Annotated in this window: 19 protein-coding genes; 5 read left to right on the forward strand and 14 right to left on the reverse strand. The window is 34.5% G+C overall.

Going from position 1 to position 19,739, the window contains the following annotated elements; genetic code table 11:
- Positions 1-72 precede the first annotated feature (72 nt).
- The gene (locus tag METHO_RS11880) at positions 73-303 is read right to left on the reverse strand and encodes a hypothetical protein (RefSeq protein WP_015313750.1); all 231 of its coding nucleotides are present in this window, start codon (positions 301-303) and stop codon (positions 73-75) included.
- Between the two features lie 45 nt (positions 304-348).
- Entirely contained in the window at positions 349-768 is a 420-nt protein-coding gene (locus METHO_RS11885; RefSeq protein WP_015313751.1) for a hypothetical protein, read from the reverse strand.
- 3,247 nt (positions 769-4,015) lie between these two features.
- Here METHO_RS11885 and METHO_RS11890 point away from each other — a divergent pair.
- A complete protein-coding gene (locus METHO_RS11890) occupies positions 4,016-6,022 on the forward strand; it encodes a hypothetical protein (RefSeq protein WP_015313752.1) in 2,007 nt (668 codons plus the stop codon).
- 47 nt (positions 6,023-6,069) lie between these two features.
- Positions 6,070-8,397 carry an anaerobic ribonucleoside-triphosphate reductase gene (gene nrdD, locus METHO_RS11895; protein ID WP_015313753.1) on the forward strand — a complete coding sequence of 776 codons (2,328 nt, stop codon included), beginning with the start codon at positions 6,070-6,072 and terminating at the stop codon, positions 8,395-8,397.
- A gap of 21 nt (positions 8,398-8,418) precedes the next feature.
- On the opposite strand, the gene METHO_RS11900 is transcribed toward nrdD, so the two are convergent.
- The 12 genes from METHO_RS11900 to METHO_RS11950 all read right to left on the reverse strand — a co-directional run bounded on the left by METHO_RS11900 (position 8,419) and on the right by METHO_RS11950 (position 14,478).
- A complete protein-coding gene (locus METHO_RS11900; RefSeq protein WP_015313754.1) occupies positions 8,419-10,485 on the reverse strand; it encodes a minichromosome maintenance protein MCM in 2,067 nt (688 codons plus the stop codon).
- Positions 10,478-11,623, reverse strand: coding sequence for a Cdc6/Cdc18 family protein (locus METHO_RS11905; RefSeq protein WP_172635211.1), 1,146 nt, complete (start codon positions 11,621-11,623; stop codon positions 10,478-10,480). The genes METHO_RS11900 and METHO_RS11905 overlap by 8 nt, the downstream gene beginning before the upstream one ends.
- A 270-nt stretch (positions 11,624-11,893) precedes the next feature.
- The gene (locus METHO_RS11910; protein ID WP_015313756.1) at positions 11,894-12,100 is read right to left on the reverse strand and encodes a hypothetical protein; all 207 of its coding nucleotides are present in this window, start codon (positions 12,098-12,100) and stop codon (positions 11,894-11,896) included.
- Positions 12,097-12,402 (reverse strand): hypothetical protein, encoded by a 306-nt coding sequence (locus tag METHO_RS11915; RefSeq protein ID WP_015313757.1) that lies wholly within the window; start codon positions 12,400-12,402, stop codon positions 12,097-12,099. The genes METHO_RS11910 and METHO_RS11915 overlap by 4 nt, the downstream gene beginning before the upstream one ends.
- 8 nt (positions 12,403-12,410) lie before the next feature.
- On the reverse strand, positions 12,411-12,635 hold the full coding sequence (locus METHO_RS11920) for a hypothetical protein (RefSeq protein WP_015313758.1): 225 nt from the start codon (positions 12,633-12,635) through the stop codon (positions 12,411-12,413).
- A 5-nt stretch (positions 12,636-12,640) separates the two neighbouring features.
- On the reverse strand, positions 12,641-12,829 hold the full coding sequence (locus METHO_RS11925) for a hypothetical protein (protein WP_015313759.1): 189 nt from the start codon (positions 12,827-12,829) through the stop codon (positions 12,641-12,643).
- Positions 12,829-13,032, reverse strand: coding sequence for a hypothetical protein (locus tag METHO_RS11930; protein WP_015313760.1), 204 nt, complete (start codon positions 13,030-13,032; stop codon positions 12,829-12,831). The genes METHO_RS11925 and METHO_RS11930 overlap by 1 nt, the downstream gene beginning before the upstream one ends.
- Positions 13,029-13,262 (reverse strand): hypothetical protein, encoded by a 234-nt coding sequence (locus tag METHO_RS11935; RefSeq protein ID WP_015313761.1) that lies wholly within the window; start codon positions 13,260-13,262, stop codon positions 13,029-13,031. The genes METHO_RS11930 and METHO_RS11935 overlap by 4 nt, the downstream gene beginning before the upstream one ends.
- Before the next feature lie 9 nt (positions 13,263-13,271).
- Complete coding sequence (locus METHO_RS11940) at positions 13,272-13,505, reverse strand: hypothetical protein (protein ID WP_015313762.1); 234 nt, start codon at positions 13,503-13,505, stop codon at positions 13,272-13,274.
- Between the two features lie 56 nt (positions 13,506-13,561).
- On the reverse strand, positions 13,562-13,723 hold the full coding sequence (locus METHO_RS13445; protein ID WP_156811293.1) for a hypothetical protein: 162 nt from the start codon (positions 13,721-13,723) through the stop codon (positions 13,562-13,564).
- Between the two features lie 278 nt (positions 13,724-14,001).
- Positions 14,002-14,202 (reverse strand): hypothetical protein, encoded by a 201-nt coding sequence (locus METHO_RS11945; protein WP_015313764.1) that lies wholly within the window; start codon positions 14,200-14,202, stop codon positions 14,002-14,004.
- Positions 14,203-14,220: 18 nt separating this feature from the next.
- On the reverse strand, positions 14,221-14,478 hold the full coding sequence (locus tag METHO_RS11950) for a hypothetical protein (protein ID WP_172635212.1): 258 nt from the start codon (positions 14,476-14,478) through the stop codon (positions 14,221-14,223).
- A 476-nt stretch (positions 14,479-14,954) separates the two neighbouring features.
- Between METHO_RS11950 and METHO_RS11955 the strand changes: the two genes are divergently transcribed.
- Genes METHO_RS11955 through METHO_RS11965 form a run of 3 tightly spaced genes read left to right on the forward strand, consistent with a single transcriptional unit; the run spans position 14,955 to position 19,731 of the window.
- A complete protein-coding gene (locus tag METHO_RS11955; RefSeq protein ID WP_015313766.1) occupies positions 14,955-18,485 on the forward strand; it encodes a hypothetical protein in 3,531 nt (1,176 codons plus the stop codon).
- A complete protein-coding gene (locus METHO_RS11960) occupies positions 18,482-19,420 on the forward strand; it encodes a hypothetical protein (protein WP_015313767.1) in 939 nt (312 codons plus the stop codon). Before METHO_RS11955 ends, METHO_RS11960 begins: the two co-directional genes overlap by 4 nt.
- A gap of 5 nt (positions 19,421-19,425) precedes the next feature.
- Complete coding sequence (locus METHO_RS11965; protein ID WP_156811294.1) at positions 19,426-19,731, forward strand: hypothetical protein; 306 nt, start codon at positions 19,426-19,428, stop codon at positions 19,729-19,731.
- The last annotated feature ends 8 nt before the right edge of the window (positions 19,732-19,739 follow it).

Genomic DNA, 19,739 nt, shown 5'->3' on the forward strand with positions numbered 1-19,739 from the left:
AACCGGATGTAGATTTTAAGGACCACATTGATTCCATTTATTTGTTTGCCTTTTTTTTGAATATTTGGAGGATTAATCCTCCAATTCGCTGTAATCACAATATTCTAAATCCGGTTTTTCAAGCTCATGGAGTTCTCTTAATTCTTCCTGGATGAGCTTTGGATCAAAGAAGTCCAGTTCTGCAAGTTGTTCATCAATACCAGCGATGTCTTCACTGATTTCAATGTGTTCTTTTTCAGTTATTGCTTGATTGGACTTTTCTATAAGCTGTTCTCTCTTTTCGATTAGTTCTATTCTATCCATTTGAATCACACTAATCTGTTTGCTTTTTTTTGAAAATTAAATGGATTAGATCATTAAAGTATAGTTGAATACATCAGTTTTTGGATTGCTAACAGTTATAGCAAGCTGAAATCCAGCTTGTAGATCATTCCGGTTTCCATCGGTTCCCAAAATAACTTGGTCGGGAAACATTTCTTGAAGAAGGAACAGACAGGCTACAACAACCTTATCATAATGTTTTTTCCTGGTCTTACATGAAAACATTCCTGCATGATTTGGTTTTACGGTAAATGGATCACATGAATTATATGCGAATCCATTCAAAACGATTGATTTTTCAGTTACCAGCGTTTTCATTTTCCAGGGATCTTTTCCCGAAAGTACAACATTTGTACTTTCAACAATTTGTTTTACTTTTTCGGAATATGATTTGAATTTTTCTCTATCCAGTTCTCCATTAATTGTCCAATAGTGAGTAAATCCCATCTTAAATCACCACTAACATTGTTTGCTTTTTTGTCTCGATGCTATAGATGTTATCTTTTGATATACACAAATGGTAGACAAACAGTATCAACTGATTGAACTATTTGAACTAGAAATATGACTAAATATTAAAGAAACATACATGGAATCAGCAATCAACATTTAAATTTTAACTACAATAAAATCATATATTATTTAACTGTAAGAGCTACAGAAATCTAGTAAATTCAGATTCACAGTTTAAATAAAATACAGAATTTATTACAATCAACACTGCAATTTTATTAAGCCATTCAACAAAAAACTAGTAAAATGTTCTGGCGTATAAATGGCTCTATTTTTGTTCGTAACTTCTATAATTATCATGTATAATGGATTGATAAAATTTATACTCTTTACAATGCCAAATTTCTAAATTTCTGCATGTTCTCAGCAAACTACCTTAATAAGTATCATGTCGATTTTATGAATAATTGAATTGTATCCTATACAAGAAAAAGTTAATTTAAACGAATTAATTGATGTAACTACTACATAAAATGATTATGTCTTAAAACACGCAATTTTCACTATGTTCTACTAATCATCATTATTTTCATTCAAATCCTTAAAATTAAATGTATGTTTGTAATGACAAGTGACTAAAATAATTTATGTCATAAAAAAACTAAACTATACTGTATTGCCAATCTTAAAGACAAATGGTACTAAATTTCTTAAAAGAACCAATTAATAAAAGTAGTTATATTAGATACTTATTATACATGTTTAATGTCCCAAAACAAAGTTTAATTCAATATTCAATATACTTTTAGTGTATATACTTGTTAAAACCGACTCGTTTTTAGATCCATCTTTATTTTATCTATTAAAATCGTAACAGTAGATTATATAATTAATTTTAAAAGACCCGCTTAACCTCAGAATACAAAACCGTAAAAATTAATACATTTTTTTACTAGAGTCTATTAATTCATAGTATAGTTAAATAGCAAAAAAATAAAAATTAATATTTAAATATTAAAGTAAAAAATATATCTTAAAAAATATGTACATACTTAATTAGTACAACTTCCTCAAAACAGTAATAAACTCAAAAGATGTACAATGTTTCCAATACAAACCAACTATACTAAAAACATACTTTGAACCAATAATATAAATGAACACTTGTTTTAAGATAGCTATCTGATTCCTAAGAAGAAGTTTCTTCAAAACAAAAGGAACTCTTTCATTTATTACACAAAAAGATTAAATAAAAACAACATGTACCATCTTTTAAAATCATCTCATGTAAGGTAAACAATCACAATTTATCGATAAAAAAATAAAATTCATAAACATATAAATCAAAATAATCATTCTTTCATCCTTTCTAAAAATGGAATTTATGATGAAAGACAGATCTATTTTAAGGAAAAACCTTCAAATTATCACACTATCCATATTCCAGTTCTATTATTTTCTTATTATTCTTCTAGTTGAAGCTCTAGCCTACTTCACAAATAAAATTACTCGAGTACCCAAAAAAGACAAACAAAAACATCACTTAACTTTGTAAATATGGTCTCCAAAAAAACACCCCAAAAATGACCAAAAATTCGCCTAAAAAATGCTCCAAAATTTGTCTAAATTTGCCAGTCCAACATTCTCAATTTTCCGGAAATCTATTAACTAGATTAGGTCAGGGTAGTTTCAACAGTTCACACTGTTACTCATCAAAAAAGAGCAGATTGTAAAACTCGCGTAATACCCTATTTTTCCAGTTAAAATATGAGACTTGTCATAATAGATAACTTTATATATGAAAAAGCAACTAAAAATGTATTACCAGAGAAAAAATCTTTGGGGTCCTATGACCAATCGCACAATAATCCGAGAAGACTGAGTTTCCCCAATCTCCTAGATTTCCACCGGCTCGAGGTGAGTTCTTTGCGAGGGCTTGATCAATCCGTTCCCGATGGTCGCTAGTTACTTCGGTTTCTAGCTTCACAGAAAAATGGATAAGGCACAAAGGTCCGATGGTCGTTGACTACTTCGGTTATCAGCCTCACAGGAATATGTGCAGCGAGTGATGGAGACACTCATAGAAGATTCCGGGGTTAATCCCCCGGGATCTTCTCTTCTCAAACGCAACAAATTTAATTACAGTTAATTAAAATAAGTTAGCTAAGTACATTCTAAAAGAAATCCGAATTTTTATACTCAATATGTAAAAATGCTATTATCCACACATGTGGATATAATTACTCGGCACAAGATTTATTATTACACAGTTCCTTTTACGTAAAAGATATTCTAAAGAATTAAAATATATTTTCTTAAATTAAAATCAATTTCTAGTATACGATTAGTTTCATCATCACATTTAGACTTATCAAATTATCTACTAAAAAATCGAATTAATACTACGTAGTTTAACTAGCAGAAATTCTTGATATATAGAAAATACTCCCAGTTTAACAATATGAATAAAATATGAATGCTTAAAATCCTGAAAAATCCGAATATGGACAGTTACAATTCACAACGATTTGATATTAATAAATTAATACTCAAAATTAATCCAATACGCATTTTAAAAAAGTAAGACAAATTTAAATTCAAATACACAGTTCAAAATAAATATACCCTATTCTAATCAAATTAAAAAACATACTTCGCTGTTTTTTTTACTATTCCTTTTTGCTATAAATTTAGATCTCAAAATGATAAAACAATACCTTTAGAAAAATCAAATCAATATCCAAAACATATTTAGATAATTTTTAGATATACAAATAACAAGACACATTTTCACATGTGTAAATTCACACACCAATGTCTCCAAAATTTAATATTGTATAATGTTAACTAATTGTGCTGACATAACCACTAAATTATTTAATGTGCTAAATTATCAGGGAATCATTTAGAGCAAAACAACTCGAAAAAACAGAATATAACTTTTCAAATATGTTCGCGTTTTCTGCTGTATATTTGTTAAAGTTGTGTGTCCGTTACAAATAACAATGTATAACTTATATTAGATTTGATCCGATAGTACATACATAATATATAAACAAAAACTATCATTTTATTTATAAATAAATCATCTTACACTATCTAAAACAACCACCACGATGTATAAATATAATCCAAACAATTTATATTTGAACATTGAAAATACTGGTGAATAACTTCACACAAACATAACAAAATATATACTACAGATAGTTGGAAACTTTTTTTGTAGGGATGTCTTATAATGGATACAAATAATCTTTTAGAAACTCGAATAGCAGGTCCTCACGAAATATATGCAAGATGGAATTTTGATAAAGTTACTTTTGATAGACGAGATGGAACCTTAGAATCCGATGCTCTCAGGTATATAAGCTTGAAAGATTTCAAATTATCACAAATCAAACATTCTAAAGACTTTTTTGAGCTACTTCCAGCTGAACCCTTTTTTCCATTGTTAGCAAAGATTATAGGTATCAAGAAAGGAATATTTTTTTCATCAGAACAATATGCGAAAATTAGACTTCATTTACTCAATAACAAACTTATTAATTACAAATGGATTGATTTTCAAAAATATGATGGATCAGTTTATAATTCGACTCCTTATTTCTTAAATGCTCTTGGAAAATATTATTATCAACATACATTTATCCTAAGTGCTGATACAACGGCCAAAGGATTTTATCGGTCATGTGTAATTTCAAATAAAGATTGTTCTGTTAGACATATATATCATCTTGAAAAATTTTATAAAAATAATGGTCATGAGGTAGTAGTTGGCAAATACCCCTTTGATCTTATCATTGATAATAAACATGCTTTCATTTTAACAGAAATGCATGAAAATAGTATTGGAATTGAAATGAGGTTATCTGAGGCAATTTTTCAAAGTATAAAAAATGGAATCAATCTATACTTACCATCGATGACTTCCGAACATCGAAGAAGGGTTTGTGGGATTATGGCTGGTCTGTTGTTTGAATATAAGCTTGAAAAATATGCATTTGTGTCTTATTTAGAATCTGAAATATGCTCTGATCTTAAGATAAATAATTGGTCGTATTTCCTTACTAATTCAAAAGAACATGGTCGTACTCCAATATTCCAGGATCCACTTGAATTCCCAAAAATATCCCTTACATCAGACAAGATAATTGGTACTCAATTGACAAACATACATGAAAAGATTCAGGAAAAAAATAAGATTAGCTTCTTTTATTCTTTACGTTACATCAATGGAATGAACAATAAAGAAATATGTCCCGGTGTAAAAGCAACAATCGGCTATGGCCAAATACAAAATCTATGGAAAGATATGGCAAATGGAGCAGATGTATTAATTACCGGAAAAGTTCGTTCAACTCTTCTTGATAATATACATGTTCCACCAAGAATGATGATAATTGATAGTTTCAATTTAGAAGAGAATCAGATTCAAGGTAAATATGATAGCTTTGAAGACGACGAAAGGTCTGTAATGACAGCAACACAAGTCTATAGGGTATTTGAAAAGAAAAATGTTGAAATGATAATGCTACCAAGAAACCATGCAAAAGCGATCCTTAAAGGCTATAAATTTTTGGTACATTCAATGACAACAACTCATTATATGGGTAACAACAGAGAATCATTCATTTTAATTGATTTTTTTGATCATCCTCGAAAAGAAGAGATTCATCAATCTCTATTAAAAATGTTAATTGCATTTGGTCATGATTCACCAAAAGAATTCATTCCAGAACTTGCAAAGGTCAGGGAGATGTTCCAGGATAAAATACGGATATTTGCTCACTTCAGTGGTACGGAGACAGTAAATTGGGTCTACTATAAGGAGCTAATAAGGTATTCTAACAGAGAAAAAGTGTGTATACTGACTTCTCACGTAGATATGAAAGGCCTTGTAAAAAATGCAGAGCTTATCAGAATACAGGGAACTAGTCGATTTGCTAATCATAATAGCTTGATGTTAGCTAATTGTCCTGTAATGAAGGAAAGAATGTGGCATCCAAGAATGGTGTACAACAAGAGATTTGTTGGTGCAGGGAGTTGGGACTTTGCACAAATAACTGATCAGAAAGAACTTCAGGTCATTTGCATAATGCCGGAATATAGCTCTTTTTACGAAAAAAGCAGCCAGAAATCCCAAGATAATCTCATAGGCTTTAACCGTGGGAGCAGTCACACTGTTACCAATCATGGTACAACAAGAGAGAATCGTATTCAGAATCGGGCTCAAAAACGTTTATAATGTTTCTTTTCCTATTTAATTATAGTTAATCTACACGAAGGGATCTTATGATTGAGATTAAAGATAGCCAACAAGAACCAATAGATATATCCATTCATTCGAAAAAAGTTGTGCAATCGACTTTAGATGGAAATACCATTTCACCCATTCCAAAAGTAAGGACTACTGATGGGCATGTTATCGAATGGAATAGAGAGGCAATAATTTCTCAACTAATTAAGGATACAACACTTGGAGAATCCTTTAGCGGAAAACCTTCTATCACAAAGGAAGAGGCCACTGAAATAGCAATCTCGGTCGAGAACCAGATTCGTAGTATGAGGATTAGTTTCCTGTCAGGGGCCCTAATAAGGGAAATGGTTAACAGGGAACTTCTGGAAAGAGGGCATATAGAATGGAGAAATGTATCAACAAGAATAGGTACTCCTGTGGTTGATGCATGTGAAATCGATTTAGGGACTGGATTTGAAGCCAACGAAAATGCTAACCTGCAGGGAAACGCTGAAACATCTCACAAGAAGAAAGCAGATAAGATATCCAAGGAACAGTATTTGCTTTTACTGCCGCCCAAAATCTCTGATCTTCATCTGAATGGAGATATCCACATCCATGATCTTGAATACCTTGGAACAAGACCATTTTGTCAGGATTGGGATCTGAGATATTTCTTCTACTATGGCTTGATGCCAGATGGAAATGGAACCAAGGCAAGTGTAGCAGGACCTGCAATGAAAGCAGAAGTTGCTATCCTTCATGCAGTCAAAGCACTTGGAAGTGCTCAGACAAACTTTGCTGGTGGTCAAGGATTCTACAATTTCCTTACATTCCTTGCACCTTATTTGGAAGGGAAAGAATACAAGGAAATAGAACAGTTAATGCAGATGTTTGTGTACGAAATGACGCAAATGATGGTAGCTCGCGGAGGACAGCTGGTGTTCTCATCAGTTCAGCTTTCTCCAGGCGTACCAAAGCTCTGGAAGGACAAATCCGTGGTCTATAAGGGGAAAGTATGGGATGGAATTCAAAGTCCTCATAGAAGGGAATATGGTGAGTTTGAGAGAGAAGTAAGGTTATCCTTCAAAGCTTTAATGAATGTCATGCTTCAAGGCGATTATTGGGGGAAACCTTTCAGTTTCCCAAAACCAGAAATATCCATTGAGCCTGATTTCATGCAAGAAGATGAGTTGTTCAATAAATCTCATCCCGAATTGCCAACGTATGATGACCTGTATACAATGTCATTTAAACTTGCATCAAAGTTCGGAACGCCTTATTTTGACAATCAGCTTCCTGAATACAGGGGAGCCGGAAATGGAATCTCCTGCTACCAGTGTTGTGCATACCAGTTCTCAGCTACTCCCGGAAGCGATGCAAAGTTTGACGAAAAATTAGATTTCAATAATGGTATGCATTTTTCAATGGGTTCATGGCAGGTAGTTTCACTGAATTGCCCAAGAGCAGCTTACAGGTCAAATGGTGATGATAAAACATTATTTGCAAATCTCCGTGCTCTAATGGATGAAAGCATTAAACTGTTCAAGATAAAGCGATCATGGATGACCAAGGTAATGGATGCAAACCGAATGCCATTTGTTACACAAAGACCAAAGGATCCACGTACCAATCAAAAGGGAGAGATAGCTGTAGATCTAAATGCTCTGGTTTACACTATAGGTGTTGTAGGGATTAATGAAATGGTGCAATATCATACCGGAAAACAAATGCACGAATCAAAGGATTCTTTCAAGCTTGCTATCAGAGCTATGATTGAGATGGGTCAATATGCCAAAAAACTATCTGAGGAACATGGGATGGAAATTGCTCTTGCAAGAACACCTGCAGAAACAACATGTCAAAGGTTTGCTGTATCAGATCTGTTACATACAGATTATAGAGAGAAAGCTGAATTGGTCATAAAGGGTGATGTTCAATTGGCTCTTAAGAATCTTGGTAAAACCAGAGATCTTCCTGTATATTATACAAATGGTACACACGTTCCCCCTGGAGCAGGTGTTTCTTTGACTGAACGTATACGGATAGAGCAGGCTTTCTTCTCGATTGTTGCTGGAGGAAATATTCTCCATATATGGATGGGAGAAAGTGCTCCAGATCCGAAGGGCCTGAAGGATTTTGCAATGAACATTGCCAAGAACACACAGGTTGGTTATTTTGCTTTCACGAAAGACATGACAATATGCCAGAACGATTTCCATGTTATGAGTGGTCTTCACGATACATGTGAAAATTGTGGGTCAAATAATGTTGAGCAGCTTTCCAGAGTAACAGGCTATATCCAGGCTGTTGGTGGTTGGAATGCTGCAAAGAAACAGGAACTAATTGATAGACAAAGGTATTCGATTTCCAATATGGTATAAAAAAATAAAAATTGTTTTTCTTTAGACAAGTGTTAGAGTGTCATGAGAAGGAGACAGGATATCTCCGGATCGTTTCATCTTTTCTATCAGTTCTTCAGTCGTTCTTTCATCAAAACCTTTCAGTTTCATTTCTTCGATGATTTTTACTTTTTGTACTTTGTATCTTCCGAGATAGTCAATTACGTTTTTAAGAAGCTGGATCTTATCTTTCTGGCTTTTGCTGGTCCCGGTAGCTACAATATCTACATCATATTTCCCAGTTAACGGGTCTTTATAAACCTGATCCATACTAGCAAGTGTTAGACGGATGGTTCGCTTTGCATCATCTTCTTCAGCGAATTGTCTTAATCGTATCCTTGCACTAGCTTCAGTTAACCTGATCAATCCTTCAAGTTGTCTTGCAGTAACAGGGACAGGATTATCCTGAGAATTTGATGTGCTTCTCCTCATATCAAGATAAAAGTTTTGTAGTATTCTTATAACATCATCTGGGATTCTTGGAATAACACATTTTCTACAATAAGCTACATATTTCTTGATTAGCTCAGGACTTATCTCTGGACTTGCGGTTCTTCTGATTTCATCAATTTCACCACTAAAAGGCATTTTTGACTCTATGATCTTACGATCTATGCCTGCCTGGTGAGACTGCAGGATATGCATGGATATCTCGGAATCTTTCTTTTCATTTGGGATATCGAGCATAAGGAATATCAGATCGAACCTTGACATGAGAGCAGGTGGTAGAGTTAGTTGGCTCATGATGGCCTCAAATTTATCAAATCGACCATATTTTGGATTAGCAGCTCCTAGAATAGCACACCTGCTTCTTAGAGTTGTATTGATGCCAGCTTTTGTAATTGTCACTGTCTGCTGTTCCATGGCTTCGTGGAATGCAGATTGGTCTTCTTTTGACATCTTATCCATTTCATCAATAGCAGCTATTCCACCATCAGCAAGTACTAATGCTCCTGCCTGTAAGGTCCATCTTCCGGATTCATCCTTTGTTGCAGTTGCTGTCAGGCCTGCAATTGAACTACCTTTTCCAGAGGCAAGTATTCCTCTGGGAGCGAACTCAATCATTTTTCTAAGGAGCTGGCTCTTTGCAACTCCAGGATCTCCTATAAGCATTATATGAGATTCACCACGAATACGAGTGTTATCATTCAGTATCTTTGATGTTCCTCCGAACAATTGAAGCACCAGAGCTTCTTTTATCTCATCATGTCCTTTGATAGCGGGTGCAATGCTTTGTATGAGTTTTGTGAATATTTTCGGATCTTTAGAGCATTCCGTGATCAACTGAATATCTTCTTCAGTGATCTCGATTTCCTCGTAATCATCTACAAGTTTCTCGAATGAATTAGCATTAAGAACGAATTCAAAATACGTTGATTTACCATCCCTTCCAATGATTGGAAGTATGCTAATAATACCGTTAAAAATAACCCGATCTCCAGCATTGAGTTTTCCAACGAGATTACCTTCAACATTAATTTTCAGGTTGTCTGGGTTGGTTTTTCCTTTCAATGATTCTGGAGGATCCTGTATCAATACATCTTGGGTGTTAACGAATTCGTATTTTTCAACTAAATCTTTGAATGGTCCTTTTTTTCCACATGTTTCATTATCACAAAATTGAGGCACTATTAGTTTTGTCCCTGTTTGGAATATTTCCATTTCACATTCACATCTCATGCATTGGTGTACAGTCATTGTTGTCTTTGGTTTTACACTAGTGATTTGACTGATGATGCCCTCAACAGCTATGAATTTGTTAATATGCTCACTTCTAATATCAGATATAGGTATTCTTCCTGGGAAATTATGGATTCTGATAGTAGCAGATTTAAGGTCTACATCAACCGGCAGGTCTATAGTTCTCAGAGCTTCATTAAAATCCTCTAAAAATGTAGCAGGTGACTCTTTAAAAATAGGGACAAGATTTCCACTATTGTAAGTTTCTATATTGCTATAATCAACGATCAAGTTATCTTTATCAGGGTAGTTGTTAGCTAATTCTAGAATGTCATCCCAATAATATAGTTTCAGGAATGCAACTAGTTCATTTGTGGTATCGTTATTCAATTTTACTCACCTCGTTGAGCATTTCTCTTAGAGATTCAGATGAAACATTTAGAGTAATTGTAGATATTCTGCCGGGAATTTCTTCATAGATGACGTTTCTATTGAGAATTCCTAGATCTTCAAATCCACCAATTATTTGAGAGATTCGTGGTCTCGATAAAGGTTTTATATTTTCTTTCTTACATAAAGACACATACTCATTATAGATGTCAGAAGCATGTACTTCTTTTTTTTCACTTGTTAATGCAGCTATAATTTGGATTACTATTCTCTGGGATGGTGTAAGTGTACGGATTATTTCTATGACTGGGTTGTGTTTTCTTATTTTTAACATATTAACTAGATGTTCTTCGGTAACAGAGTTTGCATTTTTTGATTCAGCAATAATCGTTGTGTCCAAAAGTAAGGAAAGTATATCAGATATACTATTAGGTACTGCTGTTATACATTGTTTGATGATTTCATCCGAAATGGCTCCTTCCTTAAATGCACTCTTTCTATCGAAAACAATTTTCTCAATTTCCTCTTTTGAATATGGGGAGAATAATATTGTAATATAATTGTCATCAACTTGCCATTTTTCAATATCACTATCAATAATCAGAATAAAAGAAATGAATATGTTTTTATTTGTATTCCTTGTTTGTAAGGATGCCTGTGCATCAAAAAGAAGCTTTAGAAAATCCTTAGATTTTTTTCCTGGAACATTGTGATCAACAATTAATAAGGACATTTCTTTTGTTTTAAGAATATCAATCAATTTTGAAACAACTTGTTGTTCATTGAGTCCTGCTTCATATACGTTATCATCCTCTGTGATTCTGTAAATCACATTCTGAATTGCTCTTTCAGGACTAAATGAGATGGAATAAGATATTTCAATAATTTCAAGGTTGAGTGTTTCTTGATGTATTTTTTCTCTTAAATCATTGAGAATCTTGTTTACTACAATTGTTTTTCCAGTTTCAGATTTACCGAGAAGAACCATATCTTTTGGTTGATATCCTCTTAGAATTGGAGAGATGGTTGTAACTAATTTATTTAATTGCTCATCTCGAAACAATATTTGGTCGGGCATGTAACCTGTCTGCAGTAGTTCTGGCCTTATTATCAAACTGTCTCTGTCAAACACGTTCATACTCATAAATGACGTATTAACGAGTTCATATATATAACTGATGGTAGTTTTTAGTTTAAATAATTAGTTTTCATATATCTAGTTAATCATTGTTAACGAAATAATGAACAATAATTCCAAGACTAACAAAAAAAGTCTATAGGAAAATAGAATAACAAACCAGAGTTTTTTCGAATAAATTATCCTAAAAAAAGAGACATAAAAATTGTATACGTTTTTAAATCCTAAGTTACAAAAAATAGATCTATAAAATAGTAGTTTTCTTTAACATTATGTTAATGGAAGTTCTTCATATAGTGCTTCAACAAAGGCTCTTGAAGGGTTAACCAATATATGCTCTTTTACATACATAAGGGAATAGAGAGAAGCAACTAGCATCATTAACGCTAATGTCATATTTGCAAATGTCATATATGCATCAAGTAGTGTTCCAGTTGCAACGTTGAGTTCCATTTTATCTGAAAACAAACTTATCACCAAGCATGAGGAGTATAATATTCTTCAATTTCTCGCATATCTTCCCAATATGCAGGTTCTGGTACATCTTCAGGTTCAACTAAATATTTGTTTACATTATAGTCAGCAATTAGCTGGTTTGTTGCTTCATCAGCTTGATTTGCAGTGGTGGTAGCTGTTTCACTTAAGCCAGTATGAACAGTTGTGCTGGTGGTACCTATCAAGGAAAGGATCGTTCCTGCAATAAGAACGAATATCACGATACTGACAAATGTTATCTGTAATCGTGGGCTTTTCATGAGAACATCAAATGGGCTTGTCATCTTCCACCTTAATATTCAAATGCTTTTTCTTCAGTAATTACTCCGATGATACTGTTGACCATCGTGTTTGAATTGTCAACAAGAGCTCCTTGTACAGCGGTATAAGCATTGATAGACACTTGTATCAGTGCTAATGCTACAGCTATTCCAATAATGGTTGGAGCAAGCGATATTAGATCAACATATATATTGAGTAAATAATTAGAGGATAGTTGCATTTTGCTCTGGAACATTATCCTCACGTACCAATGATATCTGCAGCATAATCAATGAATCCTTGTGCAACTGTAGTAGGAACAGTCAGGTATAATTCCGTAAGGACTACTAATGCACCCATGAAACCAAGTATGATGGGTAATACTCCGATTACTTGTTTATACAATCCAATTACAGGATTGTGCATCAGAGTCATCTTAGGTCCGAACATTAAAATACCCCTGAAGTTTCTACAATATCGAGCACTCTTGTTGTAGATGCGGTGATCATATCATTATATCCACCAGTCTGTTGAGTAATAAGTGGATCTGCACCAGAATTCATTATTAAATATACGATTACACAAGCAATTGCAACTACAGCAATATATAATGCAAATCTAATTCCAGCAGGAATGATTTCATCAATGATCATGGACCAAATTCCTCAATAAGTTCATTTGTTGTTTCTGTGGACGTTCCGATAATGTCTGTTACTCCATCATTAGTTTCATCCAGGATATCTACTCCCCCGTAGTATGCCTGCTCATATAACAACAATAAGATACTTACTCCAGCAAACGCTCCAACCAAATAGGGAGCATATTTTCTGATGATCTCCAGTGGGCTTCCTTCAAATGCCAAGAATACTTTTGATGTAAACATATACTCTCCTCATGGCACTATTCTTTCAAAGATTCCGTCTGCAATATCCCCAGTATCGTCAACTGTATCGGCAGCTGCATCACCAGCACCCTCAAACATATCATCACTGGCATTAAATCCAATATAATATATTGCAGCAATTACACCAACGGCAGTCATTGCTCCAATTATTTGTGGAGCATACCTACGAAGCACTTCCAGAGGGCTGCCTTCAAAAGATAGATTTATTTTTTCTCCAAACATTTTGTATTCCTCTAGTGGTGATATTTTGATAAAAATTATTTTGATAAAAATTTAAGTTATGGAACAACTTCTAGATAGACTTCTCCCACTGCTTCTCTTGCTATTCGCGTATTAGCATCAACAGAATCAGCAGCAGCATCTCCTAATTCATCAAGTGTTTCATGAGATCCTCTAAAAGAAAGATAGTACAAACTAACTACAGTTCCAACCGCTGCCATAACGATTAAGAAGTAAGGGGCATATTTTCTCATTACGTCAATGGTATTTGATTCAAATGTTAGTTGGCATTTTTTCGTGAACATAAAAATGGAGAAGATTTATTCAACATCTGTACTAAATTAATCCAGCGAACTGGATATATCGGGAAAGATCGTATGAGTATGGAAGTATTCTCGAAGCCAGAGTCAGGATTTGGAGTAGTACTGCAAACGAGGCAATAATTACTATCACGTAATTGAATACGATTCTCCAGCTTGTTTGAAACATTTCCATTTGATCACTCTACGATCTGTTCTGTCAGTGCATCGATAATGGTTACAGTAGATTCACCAGTTGCTTCTACCATTGTGTATACTTCATTCAGTATACGTTCAAGCATTGCTGCTCCTGCTGCAAGCAATATGAATGCGTATCCAACTCCTATCAGATCAGTGTATAGCTGGATAGGGCTGAATAACTGACATTTTTTCCCGAACATATTGTTACCCAGGTACGATTACCATGCTCCGAAGGCAGCCTCACCAGAACCGTCAAGACCTGCGTCAATTGCACTCTCAGCAGATGTTTCAAGTGCAATACGGTTATTATCTGTTAAGGTGCCGGTTGCGGCGTCGTAGCCGTCGCTAACCATTTCAGAACCTTCTGTGAAACCGAGGTAGTACAGTGCGGCCAGGGAACCGACTGCGGCTCCTGCTACGATCAGGTATGGTCCGTATTTTCTGAGTATATCAACAGTGTTGCTTTCTGTCTGCAAGCTAATTTTCTGTCCAAACATTTTATTCACCTATGCAATTTTATTTAGTTTGACACGTAGCTGAAAATTCGGAAACACTCATATTTCAATTATAAATTTTAATTAAAGTGCAGATTCCCGATAGTTTCCACTAATGTGCCTAGTTCTCGTTTATCTCATTAAACAAAAACTGCTTTCTAGCAGCTGTTTCATATATTGTTGAGATATACTCTACTTGGTTTTTGTCATATATATATATAGCTTAATTTTAAGTGGTTGATGATATGCGTTGTTTGTTTTACAAACTTCCTTAACGAATCGTGCAATGGTGATTCGTATAAAATATAATTACTTCTCAAAGTTTAGGGTTATATATGTACTATTCTTTCGAAATATGTATATACTCTAAAAAACAAATATGGGCGTGACTAAAAACAATCACGAATAGAATTTTCTATTTAAATTATACGATTAAAACTATTCCTGGCGGAAAATATATGTTTGATAATGATGACTGGCTGAATTTCCAATTTGGAAATGGAATTGGCGACCTATCTAATTTCGATGATGAAATGGATGATATGGAATCTGCCCTGAATGAAGAAGAACCAAATGGGGGGACTTTTAAATCAACAGTAAGTGAATTTTCCCATTTTGAAGGAGAGATGTATAGCCGGGCTAGAAGGATTGTATCAGGAATTGTGGAGTCATCTGAATTGGTAATCAATGCAGCTCCCGAAGGTATTTTTGATAATATTTCAGATGCTATAGATTCATGGAGGGGAGAAAATCCATGGGAAGGACAACAAACCGAAAGCATGAAGAAGTATACTTTGGGGCAGCAGCAAATAAGAGTTGCTTCTCTTGCAGTAGGAGATGTGACTGGCCAATTCTACAGGGATATTAACAATGGTTTTGGTATATCACAGCACTTGATTGACGTAAATAATTTTCAGGAACGTGCAACTGCTCTTGGATTAACCGTGGGGGTTGCAGGAGTTCTTGTATTTGGTTTGGAGGCTGCAGTGGGTTATGGTACACTTGTAGCAATAGGTGCTGCTTCTCATGCGGCAATTCAGGTTACGGGTTTTGGAGTAGGAACAAACGAAATGGCCCGTGAACAAAAAGAAGAGGATGAAAAAAAGAAAAATACTTTTGAACAGGGTGGAACACGATATTATATCTCAAGAACTGAATCTGATTCTCAATATAATAGCATTGTAGGAATGGAAGGGTTCCATGATATTGCTATTAATGGAAAAGTGATTGATACGGTTCATGGAAAGAAAATCGAACGTTCCTTTTATAATGCACAAGGGGAAAAAATTGGTTCTTATAAGATCGATATACTCAGAGATTATATTCATGAAGAAGAAAACCAAGAAGGCATTGAGAATTTATGCCAACAATTGGGTGTAGAAAAGAGTCATGAAATATATGGAGGAGTAAGCCAGTTACAAGAAGGATCGGTGATTAGAACCGAAGAACGACAAATTTCGGTTAAAGTTGATTCTGTATATGTTTCTCACGGTGATGGTGAAAATTATTTTATGTACAGTTTTCAGGGGAGAAAGTCAGGTGAAAAAGTTCCGATTCAAGTGGTTGGTGCTGATTCAGTTGGTAATGAATCCTTTACTCATTATATTTCAGAAAAAGGACAGCTTATCTTTTCTGAATTTAAGACAAAACAGGGAGGAACAAAAAGCAAATTGGATCCTTCTTTAGCATCGATTCAGCTAAGTTCTTTTCATTATGTAATGGATGGAAATCTTGATGATCCATATCAATGTGTACATGGATCGCTTCTAGCAGGTGATGCCGGTCTTGCAATGCTGGATTCGCTCCATGCACAGGTCGAATTGAATCATTATAGAAAAGTGATTAGTGAGTTGCACAGTTCATCCAGGTTGAATGCAGGGCTAATGTCTGCTTTTCAATCTTTTACTTTTTCAAACGGGGGAGAACATTCCGTGTTTGATGCAATGGGATCCATTATAGAGGCTCCTTTTACAGGCCTTGAGATGTGCATTGCCGAAAAACGAGAAGGTGTAGCAAATTTCATGGTTGGAACGAATACTCTTGTAAATTTAATTTCTACAGGTCCAATAGCAGGATCAATTGCTGGCAAGATTCATACTTCAATATCTGGTGCTTCGGAGAGTATGACTAATGCATCTCAGAGATTTTCAGGAATAGCTAGTGGAGTAGGTAATACATTTTCCGAAGCTGCTAGTAGGTCAGGCGGTTATTCTTTTAAATCTGTAACTGAGGCATTTGAGGAAATAAAAGATGATATTCTTGAGGCGATAGATAGGTATGTTAGTTCGAGTTCTAATTCATTTACTAAAAAAGTGTATTTTAGTGAGGAAATAGTCGGACCATCAAAATCGTTATCAACAATAATAACGGAACAAATAAAAAATGGTGCACACCGGATGGTTGCTCCGGTAATGATGTCAGCAAGTCTCAGTTTAATTAGTGGAAACTTTGAGGTAAGTGTTTTAAGTTATATAGACAGAAATCTTCGTAATGCAGAAGAATTTATGTTTGGATCTGGTTATAAAGCATTGATAGGAACGATTGAGGAGAATACATATAATGTTCCTATCCTTTCTGGAATTGTATCAGGAAGGGCACTAACGATGGTTGCTCAGTCTGTATCGTTCAAAGATGTTAGTCGTGCTATTAGAAATAACGAGCTTCGAACAGCTAAGATGATGGAATCTGGTGTGAATTATTCATTTGAAAAGGAACAATTCAATGCTGTAATGGAAGATATTAAGAAAGATTTAGTTGAACAAGGGGTTTCTGTTGATCTAAGGGATATCACCAATAATGGGACAATATATGTGCGGAAGATTGCATCTAGCGATGGTTATGTAGAAAGATCTCAGGTAATTGTCACTTCTGATGTCAAGGATCTTGCAGATAAGATCACAAAAAGTAGAAATGCTGTTCTTACAACTGAAGCAGTTGAAATCCAGAATACGTTAGCATCGAAGTATGCAGCCGCAAGGTATCTGTTTAAAGACTCTTCTTCGTTGGTAACAACTCTATTTGATAATCCCGACCTAAAAAATGATCTTGGTATTAAACATGGTATTTTTGACGATAGAGTCCTTTTTTCGGAATTGGTAAAAGGGCTTAGTGAAGGAGAGTACAAATCAAGGCTTAGTACATTATCCGGTAATTTTAATAAGATCAAGGAATTGTTTTCCTCTGATTCTGAATTAGTAAATTCGCTACATAGTGATACTACTGTATCAAAAAAGATTGGAGTTGTTTTTGATAATAGTAGTCAGGCATATGGTATCAGGGATGTTGTCAATAACTGTTATGACGGTGATTGGTCAAAATACTCAGCAAGTCCAGAGGAATGGAAACAGAATGTAAATAATCTCGCATCAGTTTCTCAAATGGATCCAGAGACAATAAGAGAAAAAGTTGTTAAATTCGTGGTTATGGGACACGGTGGATTGGATAATACGAACAATATTACTGATGCCAATGTTGCTAGATATATGGATGCTATGACTGAAAATGAGATAACTAAAAATGCCGAATGGGATGAAACGAATTATTCCCGTATTCAATCTAAAGATATCCGTATTGTCAGTACAGGCAGTACAAAGAATTTCTGGAGTTCAATGGCAAGGTTATCTATATTCGGTACAAGAGATCCCTTTACTACAGAAGGGAGATATACTATGGAATCTGCAACCTTAAGTGCCCATATTCATAATAACGATGTTTCAGCGCAGATGTTCAGTTCCATTGATGCTGGTATGCCTACAAGTATTCTTGGAATGGCAAGAATGGCATTTGGACATGATTTCAATAAAAGTGATTGGTCCGAAAACCTTGTTTTTAGTGATTTTGCAGGCATTAGAGATAATGTAGAGTTAGATGACAGGTTCTTTACTCATTCGAATGACTTTGATGAAACAACTGATACAACTGGATATGTTCTTGGACAAGGTTCAAAAGCAGTTAATCCAAATACTAGTGGAGGAAAAGATAGACCATGACAGGAACTTACCGTGGAGAGAGTTATGATCAATGCATTGCTCAAACGAATGCTCGCTTTGAAATGTGCAGGAATATGTTCATTCAGAATGTCAATTATGTATCAGCTATCTTAAGTAATCCAGAAAACTTTGGAGTATCAGGGACTGATATTGAACAATATATTAAGGAATGTATTGATTACTATAGAATTGTTCTTAACACAGAACAATACATTTCACTTGATGGTATCAAGGAAAGCATAGAGAAAGCGATAAATCCCCAAAGAGTTCGAGAGATCAATGACAAAGCTTTAGATATGGAAACAGCGAGAACAAATATTGATCAGACTATCGTTGATTGCATTGCTGGATTAATTGGTATGATTGATACTGAAGAAGAGAAAAAGGTATACGAGTATGCTCTTAATGCAGGTGTATTCAAGGAAAATGATCTATTTCTGACAACCAATGAATCTTATGAACGATCATATCTAAAGAAGAACGAAAAAATAGCTGACCTTTTCTTTATGAGTGGAGGGATTTCAGTATCAAGTCTTGATATAAAGACAAGCAATCTTAAATTTAGATATAATTCGGATTCTATGACTGTTGGATTCAGTATGATGACTCATGGGCGACACGCTACTTTTCCAGAGGTATATTGCAATTGTCTTTTCACTGGTCCCTGTCAACTAAGTTTAAGGGGAACATTTGTCGTCAATAATGATAGTGTATTTGGAGGCAGTCCATTTAAGTATAGAGATTGGTTTGTTTCTCCAAACAAAACCTGTGGAGCAATGATGTGCTTTGATGAGATCCTCAGAGAAAAATATCTATACGTAACCTATTGTAGACTGTTATCATCGGGCATACACAATCTACAGGAATATCTTAATAGCGTTGCTTATGAGTTCAGGCAACTGCTTAGAGAAAACCAATTCAATTTATCGTGGTGAGATTTGTGGAAGATTCATGGGAATTATTAAAGAAATGTTTAACCAGTTCAAATCATCCAGCTGCGTTACATATTATTTCTTTAATCGAAAAAGATGAAGTAGATATGGAAATGCAAAAAAAGCTTAGTATTTGGGATAGATTGTTCCAGGAAGGCAAAAAACTAAACAATCGTATTGAACAAATGGATAAATTTCCAATCGGAACTAATACTAGCTATATTACACTAGAAATGTATAAAAAAATAAAAAATATATCTAATGAAATGAATACTATTCTTTTAGAGATTTTGTCTACAAGAATAGCAGCTTAACTTTTTTA

The sequence above is a fragment of the Methanomethylovorans hollandica DSM 15978 genome, assembly GCF_000328665.1.
Classification (GTDB): Archaea; Halobacteriota; Methanosarcinia; order Methanosarcinales; family Methanosarcinaceae; genus Methanomethylovorans; species Methanomethylovorans hollandica.

Excerpts from the sequence above, each read along its gene's own strand:
- METHO_RS11880 (WP_015313750.1), bottom strand. The coding sequence starts at position 303 with ATGGATAGAATAGAACTAATCGAAAAGAGAGAACAGCTTATAGAAAAG.
- METHO_RS11885 (WP_015313751.1), bottom strand. The coding sequence starts at position 768 with ATGGGATTTACTCACTATTGGACAATTAATGGAGAACTGGATAGAGAA.
- METHO_RS11890 (WP_015313752.1), top strand. The coding sequence starts at position 4,016 with ATGGATACAAATAATCTTTTAGAAACTCGAATAGCAGGTCCTCACGAA.
- nrdD (WP_015313753.1), top strand. The coding sequence starts at position 6,070 with ATGATTGAGATTAAAGATAGCCAACAAGAACCAATAGATATATCCATT.
- METHO_RS11905 (WP_172635211.1), bottom strand. The coding sequence starts at position 11,623 with ATGAACGTGTTTGACAGAGACAGTTTGATAATAAGGCCAGAACTACTG.
- METHO_RS11915 (WP_015313757.1), bottom strand. The coding sequence starts at position 12,402 with ATGACAAGCCCATTTGATGTTCTCATGAAAAGCCCACGATTACAGATA.
- METHO_RS11920 (WP_015313758.1), bottom strand. The coding sequence starts at position 12,635 with ATGTTCCAGAGCAAAATGCAACTATCCTCTAATTATTTACTCAATATA.
- METHO_RS11925 (WP_015313759.1), bottom strand. The coding sequence starts at position 12,829 with ATGTTCGGACCTAAGATGACTCTGATGCACAATCCTGTAATTGGATTG.
- METHO_RS11930 (WP_015313760.1), bottom strand. The coding sequence starts at position 13,032 with ATGATCATTGATGAAATCATTCCTGCTGGAATTAGATTTGCATTATAT.
- METHO_RS11935 (WP_015313761.1), bottom strand. The coding sequence starts at position 13,262 with ATGTTTACATCAAAAGTATTCTTGGCATTTGAAGGAAGCCCACTGGAG.
- METHO_RS11940 (WP_015313762.1), bottom strand. The coding sequence starts at position 13,505 with ATGTTTGGAGAAAAAATAAATCTATCTTTTGAAGGCAGCCCTCTGGAA.
- METHO_RS13445 (WP_156811293.1), bottom strand. The coding sequence starts at position 13,723 with ATGGCAGCGGTTGGAACTGTAGTTAGTTTGTACTATCTTTCTTTTAGA.
- METHO_RS11945 (WP_015313764.1), bottom strand. The coding sequence starts at position 14,202 with ATGTTCGGGAAAAAATGTCAGTTATTCAGCCCTATCCAGCTATACACT.
- METHO_RS11955 (WP_015313766.1), top strand. The coding sequence starts at position 14,955 with ATGTTTGATAATGATGACTGGCTGAATTTCCAATTTGGAAATGGAATT.
- METHO_RS11960 (WP_015313767.1), top strand. The coding sequence starts at position 18,482 with ATGACAGGAACTTACCGTGGAGAGAGTTATGATCAATGCATTGCTCAA.